12 protein-coding genes are annotated in these 11,637 nt (G+C 71.0%); 7 read left to right on the forward strand and 5 right to left on the reverse strand.

The window, feature by feature from the left end:
* Positions 1–2 precede the first annotated feature (2 nt).
* Both DPM19_RS09210 and DPM19_RS09215 read right to left on the reverse strand, forming a co-directional pair.
* The gene (locus tag DPM19_RS09210; RefSeq protein ID WP_111864788.1) at positions 3–779 is read right to left on the reverse strand and encodes a hypothetical protein; all 777 of its coding nucleotides are present in this window, start codon (positions 777–779) and stop codon (positions 3–5) included.
* Between the two features lie 107 nt (positions 780–886).
* Positions 887–1,543, reverse strand: coding sequence for a helix-turn-helix transcriptional regulator (locus DPM19_RS09215; RefSeq protein WP_111865085.1), 657 nt, complete (start codon positions 1,541–1,543; stop codon positions 887–889).
* 85 nt (positions 1,544–1,628) lie between these two features.
* Between DPM19_RS09215 and DPM19_RS09220 the strand changes: the two genes are divergently transcribed.
* Positions 1,629–2,483, forward strand: a complete 855-nt coding sequence (locus DPM19_RS09220) for an oxidoreductase (RefSeq protein WP_111864790.1) — start codon at positions 1,629–1,631, stop codon at positions 2,481–2,483.
* Positions 2,484–2,709: 226 nt separating this feature from the next.
* Here DPM19_RS09220 and DPM19_RS09225 read toward each other — a convergent pair whose 3' ends face one another.
* Positions 2,710–3,981 (reverse strand): erythromycin esterase family protein, encoded by a 1,272-nt coding sequence (locus DPM19_RS09225; RefSeq protein ID WP_199484937.1) that lies wholly within the window; start codon positions 3,979–3,981, stop codon positions 2,710–2,712.
* Positions 3,982–4,104: 123 nt separating this feature from the next.
* On the opposite strand from DPM19_RS09225, the gene DPM19_RS09230 reads away from it, so the two are divergent.
* The 4 genes from DPM19_RS09230 (at position 4,105) to DPM19_RS09245 (ending at position 7,620) form a co-directional block, all read left to right on the forward strand.
* A complete protein-coding gene (locus tag DPM19_RS09230; RefSeq protein WP_111865089.1) occupies positions 4,105–5,073 on the forward strand; it encodes an alpha/beta hydrolase in 969 nt (322 codons plus the stop codon).
* Positions 5,074–5,229: 156 nt separating this feature from the next.
* Entirely contained in the window at positions 5,230–6,393 is a 1,164-nt protein-coding gene (locus tag DPM19_RS09235; RefSeq protein ID WP_111864793.1) for a L,D-transpeptidase, read from the forward strand.
* Between the two features lie 323 nt (positions 6,394–6,716).
* Entirely contained in the window at positions 6,717–7,130 is a 414-nt protein-coding gene (locus DPM19_RS09240; protein WP_111864796.1) for a hypothetical protein, read from the forward strand.
* Between the two features lie 67 nt (positions 7,131–7,197).
* Positions 7,198–7,620, forward strand: coding sequence for a hypothetical protein (locus DPM19_RS09245; RefSeq protein WP_111864798.1), 423 nt, complete (start codon positions 7,198–7,200; stop codon positions 7,618–7,620).
* 59 nt (positions 7,621–7,679) lie between these two features.
* Here DPM19_RS09245 and DPM19_RS09250 read toward each other — a convergent pair whose 3' ends face one another.
* Positions 7,680–8,369 (reverse strand): effector-associated domain 2-containing protein, encoded by a 690-nt coding sequence (locus DPM19_RS09250; protein ID WP_111864801.1) that lies wholly within the window; start codon positions 8,367–8,369, stop codon positions 7,680–7,682.
* Between the two features lie 601 nt (positions 8,370–8,970).
* Here DPM19_RS09250 and DPM19_RS09255 point away from each other — a divergent pair.
* Positions 8,971–9,840 carry a helix-turn-helix domain-containing protein gene (locus DPM19_RS09255; RefSeq protein ID WP_111864803.1) on the forward strand — a complete coding sequence of 290 codons (870 nt, stop codon included), beginning with the start codon at positions 8,971–8,973 and terminating at the stop codon, positions 9,838–9,840.
* An 83-nt stretch (positions 9,841–9,923) separates the two neighbouring features.
* On the opposite strand, the gene DPM19_RS09260 is transcribed toward DPM19_RS09255, so the two are convergent.
* Positions 9,924–10,133 carry a DUF397 domain-containing protein gene (locus DPM19_RS09260; RefSeq protein ID WP_111864806.1) on the reverse strand — a complete coding sequence of 70 codons (210 nt, stop codon included), beginning with the start codon at positions 10,131–10,133 and terminating at the stop codon, positions 9,924–9,926.
* Between the two features lie 229 nt (positions 10,134–10,362).
* Between DPM19_RS09260 and DPM19_RS09265 the strand changes: the two genes are divergently transcribed.
* Complete coding sequence (locus DPM19_RS09265) at positions 10,363–11,589, forward strand: AfsR/SARP family transcriptional regulator (RefSeq protein WP_158566736.1); 1,227 nt, start codon at positions 10,363–10,365, stop codon at positions 11,587–11,589.
* The last annotated feature ends 48 nt before the right edge of the window (positions 11,590–11,637 follow it).

Raw genomic sequence — 11,637 nt, forward strand, 5'->3', positions numbered from 1 at the left:
GGTCAGCAGTCGGCGATGCTCCGCCAGGGAGCGGCGTCGTCGGGCCGGATCCGCACGGTCGGCGGCAGGCCCAGGTCGCGCAGGTGGGCGGCGACCCGGCGCAGCACCTCGTCCGGGACGAGGGGGCCGGTGGTGAGCAGGGCGAGGGTCTGCCCGTCGGGCTCCGCCGGATGCTCGTAGACCTCCGCGTCCAGCTCGCCGGCCAGGGCGTCCAGCGGTTCGGCGACGGCGTCCTGGCGCTCGACCCAGACGTCGGCCGGGAAGCGGATCTCGATCTCCGGGCCCACCTTGTCGCCGCCCTGCGGCGGAGCGGCGGCGGGGTCGAGGATGCCCAGCACCCGCGCCAGCTCGTGCAGGGTGTCGTCGACGAACACGTGCTCGGCCGCCAGCACCCGGCGCAGCTCGGCGCGGGCGACCGCGGTGCCGTACCCGGCGGCCCACTCCGCGATCCGCTCGTGCAGGGCGGGGTCGTCGGCCGCGGGGGTCTCGGGCACCGCCACACCGTCCTCGGCGGCCGTCGCCTCGTCGAGCAGGACCTCCCACCGGACGTTCCCGTCCACCGCCCCCGCCACGTACGCGTAGTCGCTGTCGTAGATCTCGGCGGCCAGTGCCGGCCCGGGCAGGGCGGCCAGTGCCTCGGCCAGCCCCGAACGTTCCTCCAGCCCGGTCACCACCAGCGCCCAGCCGCCCACCGGCTCGCCCCAGATCTCGGCCTCCGGCCAGACCGACCGGGGGTCGGCCGGGGTCCGGCAGGCGAGGAAAGCGCCCCAAGTACCCATGGAAACCTCCGCGCACGATGCGATCGGCCCGGGCCCCGATATGCCGACCGATCCGGCTGATTTATACACGTGTCGTGGCCGTCCCGGCAGTTCAACCGCGGATTCGCTCAGCGGGCCAGGCCGTGCCGGGCGGCGTGCAGGCCCGCCTGGAACCGGGAGTCGGCGTCCAGCAGCCGCAGCAGCTCGGCGACGCGGCGGCGGTAGGTGCGCAGGGACAGGCCGAGCCGGCGGGCCGCGACCTCGTCGGTGAGCCCGGCGCCGAGCGCGTCGAGCACGGCCCGCCCCTCCGGGCCGATCGCGGGAACGTCCCGGCGCAGGTGGTCGCGCAGGTCGGTGGCGGCGTCCCAGGCGGCCTCGAGCAGCGCGTACACCCCCGCGATCAGGGTGGGGGAGGTGGTGACGGTGAACTCGCGGTCACCGCGTACCGGGGCGCCGGCCAGGACCATGGCCCGCCGGTCAGCGATGATCGTCTCGTGCGGGAAGGCCGCCGGGCTGACCCGCACCTGGGCGCCCATGGCCATGATCTCCAGCAGGTGGTTCCGCTGCTCGCAGTCGGTCAGCGCGCCCGTGGTGTACAGCTTGCGGACCACGATGCCGGCGGCCAGCGACGGGCGCATGTGCTCGGCGACGACCCGGCGGCTGCCGGGCTGGGACCAGGTGTTCAGGTCGGTGGCGGCGCAGACGAACTCGGTGCGGATGTCCGCGAACAGGGGGGCGCTGCGGGCAGCCAGCTCGGCCTCCCCGCGGACGGTGATGACGTCCATGCGGGCAGTGTGCCACAGCGGCCGGAGTGGCAGCTTGCTGCCACCGGCTGGCCCGCCCGCCCCGCCGGACGGCAGCCTGGACCCCATGACGAACGACTTCCTCCTCGGTGGCGACCTGCGGATCCACCGGCTCGGCTTCGGCGCGATGCGCCTGGCCGGCAACGACTACTCCGGCCCCACCCGGCCGCCGGAGACCGGTGTCGCGGTGTTGCGGCGCGCCGTGGAACTCGGCGTGGACCACATCGACACGGCGGGTTTCTACGGGCGCGGCGACGCCCGCTCCCACGAGCTGATCCGCGCGGCGCTGTCCCCCTACCCCGACGGCCTGGTGATCGCCACCAAGGTCGGCCCGCTCCCCGACGAGCACGGCTTCCCCAGCCGCCAGGCGACCCCCGGCGAGCTGCGCGGCCTGGTCGAGGAGGACCTGCGCCGGCTCGGCCTGGACCGGCTGGACCTGGTGTACCTGCGGGTGGGTGCCCTGGCCCCGCCCGGCGGGGAGCCGATCGCCGAGCGGTTCGCGGCGCTGGCGGCCCTCCGGGAGGAGGGGCTGATCCGCCACCTCGGGGTCAGCAACGTCGACGCGAAGCAGTACGCGGAGGCCCGCGAGGTCGCCCCGGTCGCCGCCGTGCAGAACCACTTCCACCTCCAGCACCGGGCCGACGCCGAACTGCTCGCCGCGTGCGAGGCGGACGGGACGGCGTACGTCCCGTTCTTCCCGCTCGGCGGCGGCGACCGGCCGATCGACCCGGCCCGGCTCGCCGCGGTGGCGGCCCGGCACGGCGCGACCACCGTGCAGGTCGCGCTGGCCTGGGTGCTGGCCGTCTCCCCGGTCGCGCTCGCCATCCCCGGCACGGGCGCGCTCGACCACCTGGAGGAGAACATGGGCGCCGCCGGGGTCCGGCTCACCCCCGAGGACCTGGCCGAACTCGCGGCCCCCTGACCTCAGGACGAGGTTGCGCGCCGCCCCCGGGCGCGCAGTACACGCGCTGGGCCGGCCGGCCGCACCCCGCGCAGCGCCGCCCGGCGCCGGCCCCGGCCATCGGGGGCGGCAGCTCGAACGGCCCGCACCCGGGACAGCGGTACTGGTACGTCGGCACGTCCCACCTCCGGAAAGACCACGGCGTCCTGCGGTCCGCGTGCCCGCCACGGCGGGCGGGTAACGCAGGTCAGACCCCGCTGGGCATCGTCTCCAGTTCGCCGCGGGCGGCGCTCTCCGCGTGCAGCGGCTGGATGGGCGAGACGCGGTGGAACCAGCCCAGGGCGTCGTAGCGCTCGCCGAGCCGGGTGGGCACCTGGTTGCGCCGGTCGTGCGCGGGGTCGTAGACCACCCCGATGGCGCGGTGTTCCAGCCGGTCGTTCAGCCAGGAGGCCCGGGGGGCGTCGGAGCAGATGAACAGGGCCTGCGTCAGGTGCGCCTCGGTCAGCAGCGCCTCCAGCGAGCCGGCCGGCGGTGCCGGCACGTTCATGATCTCTGCCCGGCCGCCCCAGGAGGGGGCGGCCACCACCTCGCCGTGCCCGCCGGCGAAGCCGACCAGTACCACGTCGCCGGTGCCGTGCCGTTCCCGGGCAAGCTGGCCGAGGCTGATCAGCCCCGTGTCGGCCAGGTCGGTGGCGCGGGCGTCGCCGATGTGGCTGTTGTGGGCCCACACCACGGCCTTGGCATCGGCCCTGTGGAAGTCCAGCAGCCGGTCGAGCGTGTCGGCCATGTGGGTGTCGCGGAGGTTCCACGAGTGCGGCCCGCCCTCGAACATGATGCGGTAGTAGCGTTCGGCCTCCGTGGCGACCTCGGCGTTCTGCCAGGCGTTCAACCGGTCGGGGTCGGTGCCGGCACTGGCGGTGCGCACCCGGGCCAGCAGTTCCAGCACCTCGTCCGCGCAGTCGGGCGGGACGAGCCGGCCGTAGGTCTGCGGGCACTCGCCGTACGGCTCGAAGCAGCGGTAGGCGTCCAGCGCGGTGTCGACGGCCTCGGGACGGTGCCGGGCCAGGTAGGCGGTGATGGCGCGCAACGAGTCCTGCAGGCTGTAGATGTCGAGCCCGTAGAACCCGGCGCGGCGGTCGGCGGGGAGCTCCGCGTTGTGCTCGCGCAGCCAGCGGCAGAAGTGGGTGGTCTCCAGGTTGGCCCACATCCAGGTGGGCCAGCGCCGGAAGCCGTCGAGCGCCTGCCGGGGGTCGGTCGGGGCGGTGGGCACCAGGGTCACCGAGCGGTGGACGGCCCAGCAGTCGGGCCAGTCGCCCTCCACGGCCACGAAGGAGAAGCCGCGGTCGGCGATCAGATGGCGGGTGAGCGCGGCGCGCCACGCGTAGTACTCGTGGTTCCCGTGGCTCGCCTCGCCGATCAGGACGCAGCGGGCGTCGCCGATCCGGTCGAGCAGCGGCCCGAGGTCGGTCTCCTCCTCCAGCGGTAGGGCCTGCTCCCTCATCTCGTCGACCTGGGTCATGGCGCACTCTTCCTGTTCGAAGACCTCGTGAGCGTCGCCTGCCCGGGGCCGGGGGTTCTATGCGCCACCCGGGGTACCCAAGCACTTATTAGGGTGGCAGGATCGGGCCCGGAGGTGGTCCCCGTGCCCGTCCCGCCCAGGATCGAGGAACGTCCCGGCTGCGGCCGGGGCGCCCGGCTCGCGGCCCGGCTGGCGCGGCTGCTGCTCCTGCCCGCGTTCTCCCGGCTGTCCTGGCGGCCGTGGGCACTGCGCTGGGCCTGGACGGTGGACGCCCTCGCGTTCCCCATGATCGCCCCCCGCGGCACCCGCCGGACCCGGGTCACCGGGCTGGGCTGCGCCGCGGAGTGGGTGCGCGGCCCGCGGGTCGCCCCGGACTCCCGCCGGGTGATCCTCTACTTCCACGGCGGCGGCTTCGTGGCCTGCGGGCTGCGCACCCACCGGCGGATGATCGCCCGGATCTCCACGGCGGCAGGCATGCCCGCGCTGGCGGTGGCCTACCGCAAACCGCCCCGGGTGACGATCGGGGAGACCGTCGAGGACTGCGTGCGCGCCTACCGCCACCTGCTCGACCAGGGGTACCGGCCCGGCGACGTCGTGGTCGCCGGCGACTCGGCGGGCGGTTACCTCGCCTTCGTCGCGACCCTGCACGCGCTGCGCGCCGGGCTGCCCCGGCCCGCCGGGATCGTCGGCCTGTCGCCCTTCCTCGACCTGGACGGCGCGGCCAGGCTCGCGCACCCCTGCGCCGCCACCGACCCGTTCATCCCGGCCGGGCGGCTGGGCCGCATGGTGGCCGCGGTCTTCCCCGGGGTGGAGCCCGCCGACCCCCGGCTGGCACCGGTCCGCGCCGACCTGGGCGGCCTGCCGCCGGTGCTGATCCAGGCGGGCGGGATCGAGGTGCTCCGGGTGGACGCCGAACTGATGGCCGAGCGGCTGGGCGCCGCGAACGTACCGTGCACGCTGCAGATCTGGGCCGGGCAGATGCACGTCTTCCAGATCTTCGCCGACCTGGCCCGGGAGGGACTCGCCGCGATCGGGGAGATCGGCGACTTCGCCCGCGCCGTCACCGCGGAGGGGCCGGCCCGGGCCGCCTGACCGGAGCACGCATGGCCGCGACTACCCTGGGCATCCCAGACGTAGGCGAGTTTTCGGTCAGGTTCGCGGAAACTTTTTCGGGGTTCGGACAATCTACTACTGACGTAGGGGTTCGCAGCCGTCAAGGCAACGCAAGAAGTTGGTGACTCAGTGGCCATGCATGTTCGGGTTTGGGGCGTAGCCGCCGGGACCGCGGCCGCGGCGGTGCTCGCCGCGGGATGCAGCGGTTCGGGCGTCGCCGGCGCCCTCGGCGAGACCAAGGACGCGGTCGTCACCATCACGCCGGCCAACGGCGCCGGCCAGACCAAGCCGGACGCGCCGATCGAGGTCAAGGTGGCCGACGGCACCCTCCAGGACGTCAAAGTGCAGGGCACCGGCGTGGCCGTCACCGGCCAGATGGGGGCGGGCAACACGACCTGGAAGTCCGGCCGCACGCTGACCCCCGGCGCCACCTACACGGTGACCGCCCAGGCCAAGAACGACGACGGCAAGGTCGTCACGGCGACCAGCCAGTTCACCACGCTGAAGCCACAGAAGACGTTCGGCATCGCCGACGTCACCCCCGGCATCAAGGGTGAGACCGTCGGCGTGGGCATGCCGATCATGCTGCGGTTCACCGCGCCGATCACCAACAAGGCGCTGGTCGAGAAGGCCCTGGAGGTCAAGGCCGAGAAGCCGGTCGAGGGGGCCTGGCGCTGGATCGACTCCCAGCTGGCCATCTACCGGACCAAGACGTACTGGCCCGCGCACCAGAACGTCCAGTTCACCGCCAGGATCGCCGGGCTGCAGGGCGCCCCCGACATGTACGGCATGCGGGACACCCAGCACACCATCAAGATCGGCGCCGCCCAGATCACCAAGGGGAACATCAACCAGCACCACATGACCGTCACCCGCGACGGCAAGAAGCTCCGCACCATCCCGTTCAGCGCGGGCAACGGGCAGACCAGGGAGTACACCACCACCAGCGGCGTCCACCTGCTGATGGAGAAGGGCAACCCGGTCACGATGATCTCGCCCGGCCGCAAGGAGGGCGACCCCGGCTACTACAAGGAGGTCGTGGACCACGCGGTGCGGTTCTCCAACAGCGGCGAGTACGTCCACTCCGCGCCCTGGTCGGTCGGCTCGCAGGGCCGGGCCAACGTCAGCCACGGCTGCCTCAACGTCAGCCCCGCCAACGCCGTCTGGTACTACGGCGTCATGCAGCGCGGCGACATCATCGAGCTGACCGGAACCAGCCGCCAGGTCGAGTGGGACAACGGCTGGAGCTACTGGCAGATGCCCTACGCGCAGTGGAAGAAGGGCAGCGCGCTGACCTGATCGACCTCGCTGCGGGGGCGCGCCGGGACACCCGGCGCGCCCCGCCGCTTTGTGCGGGGGCGCCTTCTGGCGGGGAAACCGGAATCGGTGGCATGTTCGTGCTATTCCGGTAATGGTGTTGATCGGCGCTGAATATACCCGCCCTTGGGTTTGCGCTGGTGAATTCGATGGACGTTCACGTGCTATACCTTGCTGCGCACACCAGCTGAGTTTCCGCAGCGCGCACTCTCGGCACCCCTTCGGGGGCCCTTCTTTACCCGGGCCGGTGGAAGGCGATTCGCTCCTCCGCTCCCCGCCGAATGCGCAGAAAGGTGATTTCTCCCGTGAACAGATTCGAGCATGCCCGCCGCAGGGCCGTCCTTTCCTTCGCCGCCGCCGTGCTGGCCTGCGGCGTGGCGAGCGCGCCGCCCGCGGCGTCCGCCGCGGTCCGGGCACCGTCCCCCGACAAGATCGTGGCCGCCGCCGTGCCGCGCCCCGCCGCCCCCGTGGCGGCCCACCCCCGCTGCCGCAACCGGTGGGAGGTGGTGCACCCCGCGAGCGTCCGCGAGGAGGCCCGCAAGCACTCCGACGTGCTGGAACGCGTGCGCAAAGGAGACGCGCTGCGGTCGGCGGGCTGCCAGCCCCGGACACGCTACGACTTCCGCGACGAGATGACCTACCTCGCGGTGCGGTCGAAGCGCGCCGACGACCGCGTCGGCTGGGTCGACGTCCGCGCCGTGCGGCGGGCCCGGCGCTGACCCCGGCGTGAGGCGGGGTCCCCGGTGGGCAGGGTGCCACCGAGGACCCCGTCCCGAAGGAGTGACCATGCGCCTGACGGCCCGCCCCCACCAGATCCCGGCCCGCCTGGTGGCCGGGATGTTCATCCTGAACTCCGGCCTCTCGAAGCAGGGCGCCGACGAGGAGACCGCCGGCGGACTGCACGGCATGGCGGCCGGAACCTACCCCTTCCTGGGCCAACTGGAGCCACGGCGGTTCACCGAACTGCTCTCCAGGACCGAGATGGCCCTGGGCACCGCACTGCTGATCCCCGTCATCCCGTCACTGCCGGTGGGCCTCGCGCTCACCGCCTTCAGCGCCGGCCTGGTCGGCCTCTACCTCAGGACGCCCGGCATGCGGGTGGCGGGCAGCCTGCGCCCGTCCCAGCAGGGCATCCTCCTGGCCAAGGACGTCTGGCTGGTCGGCATCGGCACCAGCCTGGTCCTGGAGGAGATCCTCCAACACGACTGACCGCCCGGCGGAGCATCCCGGCATGGGACGATCTACGGGCGAGCCTGTGGGGACCAGGGTCACACGGGCGACTGGCCGAGCGTGAGGGTGATGACCCGCTCGGCTTCGCGCAGAGCGGGGGAGCCGTGCTCCCAGCGGTCGAGGACATCGAGGAGCTTCCGTAGGGCGCCCGGCCGGTCCAGGCAGGTGTCAAGGATGCAGTAGACGTCCAGGCGATCTTCGGGCTGCCGGGGAACCGACCGCGCGATGTCGTCGCCGAGCGCGCCGACTACGAGATCGCGGCCCTGCCCGCTCTTCATGATGGGCAGCTCAAGCAGCCGTTCGACGGCGTTCATCAACTTTTCCGGTGGGATCGGATGGTCTGCGGGTGGGTCGGGTGTCCGGTCCTCGCCCGGCGTGCCGAGCAGCCGTATCCAGCCGGTGGTCCTGGTCTCCTTGTTCTCGACGATGATCTGGCGGTAGTTCGCGGGGTTGACGAGACCTACCGCATGCCGTACGACGTCGTCATGTAGGAGCTGGGACACGATCAGGGCCAGCCGGGCTCTCGAGTCACCGGAGATCTGTTTGAAGCTGGGGGCCTCCAGCAGGCGAAAAGCGTGATTCACTGCGGCTCCGGCGATGCCATGGTCGTCGGAGTGCACCTCACCGATGTGCAGCGCTGCGCGCAGCCGGATCCGGGCCACCGGGCTGGCCACCTCGTGCTGCCGCCGGAGCTCGGCGTCCAACTGTTCGGCCAGTGGAGAGATCATCCGGCTAGCTGGAGTTCCGGCGGGAGGAATGACCATTACGCCGTCTCCATAACCTTCGAGATAGCACATGCCGAATGGGATGTGCGACTCCTCGAAACTTCGGCGCAACCGCTTGTGCAGCTCTTCGCGAAGATGAAGTCGGACGTGGTCGCTTCGCTGTGGGGAATTATAGGATGCGATATCGCACGTAAAGATTACATATCGGCCGGAGCTGATTCTTGGCATCCCTGGATTCCTTGGATGGGCGATTGTTCCTGTTCGGGTGGGGTCTTATTTCTGGAATTTTTTTAATTGGTCCGTGGTGGGTGTATCGGGTTGTCCCCGGAAGGCGCACGCTCCTTGTCGCCGCCCCCGTGTCCGGTGCTCGGGCGGGTGGTCTGGGGTCCGGGGCCCTGCTCACAGATCTGGTTGGGGCTGAATCAATCCAACTTGCTTCGCTCTCATCCTCTGGCTCAACAGTAAGAGTCTCCACGTCGTATCAGGTGATACTTCGTTGATCTCCGGTTTGACGGCGTGTGGAACGAGTGGCATCATCCTGCATCATTCGGCATTGTTCTGGGTCGATGTCATCCGGGGGTCGGTTCGAGTGGTGAGGGGTGCGATGTCCGGTGGCCGTGAGGGGGCGGACGCCAAGCGCCGGCGGCTGGCGGCCGAGTTGCGGCGCCTGCGCGATCTTTCCGGCATGTCCGGTCGTGAGCTGTCGCGACGGATCGGAATCAGCCAGTCCAAGGTGTCGCGCATCGAGTCGGGCGCCACGCTGCCCACGCTGCCGGAGGTGACGGCCTGGAGCGAGGCGGTGGATGCGCCGGCCGAGACCCGCGAATGGCTGGTCGCCACCACCGAGGGGGTCTTCACCGAGGTGCGCACCTGGCGCACATCCCTGCGGAACAAGCCCCACCTGCAGGGGGAGGTCCGGGCGCGGGAGGCCGGGGCTCGCCTCTCGTGCTCCTTCCAGCCCTCCGTCGTTCCCGGCCTGCTGCAGACCGCGGAGTACTCCCGCCGGGTGTTCTCGCTTTTCCGGGAGGTTCCCTACACCGAGGAAGAGATCGCGGCCGCCGTCGCCGGCCGGCTGGACCGCCAGCTCATCCTGTACGAGGAGGGCAAACGCTTCGAGTTTCTGATCACGGAGGCCGCGCTACGGTGGCGGCCGGGTCCGGCGAGGCTGCTGGCCGCGCAGCTCGACCGGGTCGCGTCGCTGAGCACTCTGGAGAACGTCCGCGTCGGACTCATTCCGTACCGGGCCCAGGCGGTCACCTTCGTCTCCCACGGATTCGTCATCTACGGAGGGCCCGACGACGACGCGCCGTTCGTCACCGTGGAGGCGATCCACGCGAAGCTGACCGTGAACGACCCGGAGGACGTGGAGCTCTACCGGAACCGGTGGTCGCTGCTTCAGCAGATGGCGATCTTCGGCGATGAGGCCCGGGCGTTCCTGACCGACCTGCGGGCCGAGGTCCAGGCGGGGGAGTGACGAACATGCCGAGGACCCGGCGGGGGTGGTGTGGGGCTTTCCGGCCGCGCGACCGGAAAGCCCCACACCTGAATCGCTGTGAATCAAGCGATGTCGAACTCGCCGGCCTTGGCGCCCTTCAGGAAGGCGATCCATTCCGACCTGTTGAAACACAGGGTCGGGCCGTCCGGGTCCTTGGAGTCGCGCAGCCCGACCACAGGAGTGATGGCGATCTCGACGCAGTCGTCGGCCCCTTCGCTCCACGAACTCTTGGTCCAGGCCGTGCCGTGCTCCAGCTTCTTGATGGCGTCCATCGTCGTCGACCTTTCGTTTCTCGATATGGCGCTGTGTCCTGTCGAGATCGAGGATCGAATTCCGTTCTAGGTGGAGTTCTGGTGGATTTTCGGGACGAAACCCGGGAGGTCTCTGGCATGCTTCGACCGGGCCGTGGCCCCCACAGCGCTTTCCTGATCGCCCACCGCGTTCCACGTGACCCCTGAGGGACCATCCATGGAGATATTCGAGCATCCAGCGTGCGGGATCGTGGAGTTTCGCCTGCTGGGTCCGGTCGAGGCCAGGTCGGACGGCCGGCGTCTCGACCTGGGGCACCTGAGGGAGCGCCTGCTCCTGGCGGTGCTGCTGGTCGCCGGGGGCCATGCCGTGAGTACTGAGCGGCTGATCGACCGGATGTGGGACGAGAACCCTCCGGGGACCTGCCGGGACCTGGTGCACTCCTATCTCAACAAACTGCGCCGGCACGTGGGTGGAGATGGCGGGATGCTCCCGAGGCATGACGGCGGGTACCGGGCCGTCGTCGATCGGCGGCAGGTCGACCTGCACCGTTTCCACGACCTGGTCGAGTCCGCGCGCGAACTCGACCGGAACGCCGGCAGGGAGGCCGGGATCGAGGCCGTCCGGCTCTACCGGGCGGCACTCGCGCAGTGGCCCGCCGAGGCGGTCGGCACGCAGGGAGGTGAACCTCTGGCGGGGCTGCCTGGCCGCTGGGCGGCCAACTACCGCCACACCCTGCGGGAGGAGCACCGCAGCACCTTGATCGCCTGTCTGGGCGCGGAATTGAGGTGCGGCGAACACGACCGGCTCATTCCCGAACTGGCGCATCTGGTCGGCGTCGATCCACCCGACGAGCAGATCGCCTGCATGCTCATGCTCGCCTACTACCGGGCCGGCCGCCGGGCCGAGGCGTTGCAGACCTACCAGATCGTCCGGCAGCGACTGGTCGACGAGATCGGGAGCGACCCCGGCCCCGGGCTCGTCCGGCTCCACCAGCAGATCCTTGACGAGGACGACGCTCTCCACCTGCCACCTGATCAGACCGGAGCGAACATGACGACACCCGACGACCATGCCGGAGACAACGGGACCGAGACACTCGCGGCCGACGCCGTACGGCTCATCGCGGAGGCCGTACGGGCGGGCCGCACCGGGGAAGCCGGATCCGGTCCCCGAAGCGAACTGGTCGAGCGAGTGCGCGTCCGGCTCAGCGACGACCGGGCCGACGAGGCCGCGCTCGCCTGGGTCGAAAGGAACCCGGGCGACTCCGAGATGCTCGAGCGGCTGCGGCGCGTGATCATGGCTTACCTGGTGCGGGACGATTCTTTCGCGGTCGAGGTGAGACGTCTGGTGAGGCCGGAGCCGAAGGCCGAAAGCACGGGCCGTGGAGTCACGATCAACGCTAAGACGATCAAGAACGCTCAGGTGTTCAACGAGAAGGTCGAGGTCACCGGCGACCTGAGGATCGGCAACTCCTGAACCGGACCCCTCCGGCTCCGGCCGGAACGCAGAACACATGGAAGACGC

Source organism: Actinomadura craniellae, assembly GCF_003289645.1.
GTDB lineage: Bacteria > Actinomycetota > Actinomycetes > Streptosporangiales > Streptosporangiaceae > Actinomadura_D > Actinomadura_D craniellae.

What these genes read in the sequence shown, in the direction of transcription:
- DPM19_RS09210 (WP_111864788.1), bottom strand. Translation starts at nt 779, where the DNA reads ATGGGTACTTGGGGCGCTTTCCTCGCCTGCCGGACCCCGGCCGACCCC.
- DPM19_RS09215 (WP_111865085.1), bottom strand. Translation starts at nt 1,543, where the DNA reads ATGGACGTCATCACCGTCCGCGGGGAGGCCGAGCTGGCTGCCCGCAGC.
- DPM19_RS09220 (WP_111864790.1), top strand. Translation starts at nt 1,629, where the DNA reads ATGACGAACGACTTCCTCCTCGGTGGCGACCTGCGGATCCACCGGCTC.
- DPM19_RS09225 (WP_199484937.1), bottom strand. Translation starts at nt 3,981, where the DNA reads ATGACCCAGGTCGACGAGATGAGGGAGCAGGCCCTACCGCTGGAGGAG.
- DPM19_RS09235 (WP_111864793.1), top strand. Translation starts at nt 5,230, where the DNA reads ATGCATGTTCGGGTTTGGGGCGTAGCCGCCGGGACCGCGGCCGCGGCG.
- DPM19_RS09245 (WP_111864798.1), top strand. Translation starts at nt 7,198, where the DNA reads ATGCGCCTGACGGCCCGCCCCCACCAGATCCCGGCCCGCCTGGTGGCC.
- DPM19_RS09250 (WP_111864801.1), bottom strand. Translation starts at nt 8,369, where the DNA reads ATGATCTCTCCACTGGCCGAACAGTTGGACGCCGAGCTCCGGCGGCAG.
- DPM19_RS09255 (WP_111864803.1), top strand. Translation starts at nt 8,971, where the DNA reads ATGTCCGGTGGCCGTGAGGGGGCGGACGCCAAGCGCCGGCGGCTGGCG.
- DPM19_RS09260 (WP_111864806.1), bottom strand. Translation starts at nt 10,133, where the DNA reads ATGGACGCCATCAAGAAGCTGGAGCACGGCACGGCCTGGACCAAGAGT.